At 60.8% G+C, this 332-nt stretch carries 1 protein-coding gene; it reads right to left on the bottom strand.

Features of this window, described 5'->3' with window-relative positions; genetic code table 11:
- The coding region (locus tag EN852_RS37480; protein WP_135879815.1) for an integrase core domain-containing protein at positions 1 to 332 on the bottom strand (332 nt) is incomplete at both ends.

The following is a 332-nucleotide window of genomic DNA, read 5'->3' as shown; positions in this document are numbered from 1 at the left end:
CCGAAGTTGTAAGCGTCGATGAAGTCTTGGAGATGCTGACGGAGCTGATCGTGGTTGTCGTAGTGGAAACGCTTGACGGTGGCCTCCTTGACCGTGCGGTTCATGCGCTCGACCTGACCATTCGTCCACGGATGCTTCACTTTCGTGAGCCGGTGCTCGATGCCGTTGTCGCGACAGACGCGGTCGAAGATGTGCTCGAAGGCGTGCCGGTCCTGCGTGCGGTTGGTGAACTGGATGCCATTGTCGGTGAGCACGGTGTGGATGGCGTAGGGGACGGCGGCCACGAGGTTGCGCAGAAACTGGGCGGCCGCCACGTTACCAGCCTTCTCATG

The organism is Mesorhizobium sp. M2E.F.Ca.ET.209.01.1.1 (genome assembly GCF_004010375.2).
In the GTDB taxonomy this organism is placed as follows: Bacteria; Pseudomonadota; Alphaproteobacteria; order Rhizobiales; family Rhizobiaceae; genus Mesorhizobium.
The sequence above is the reverse complement of the archived record's forward strand: the minus strand, read 5'-3'. Positions and strand labels throughout refer to the sequence as shown.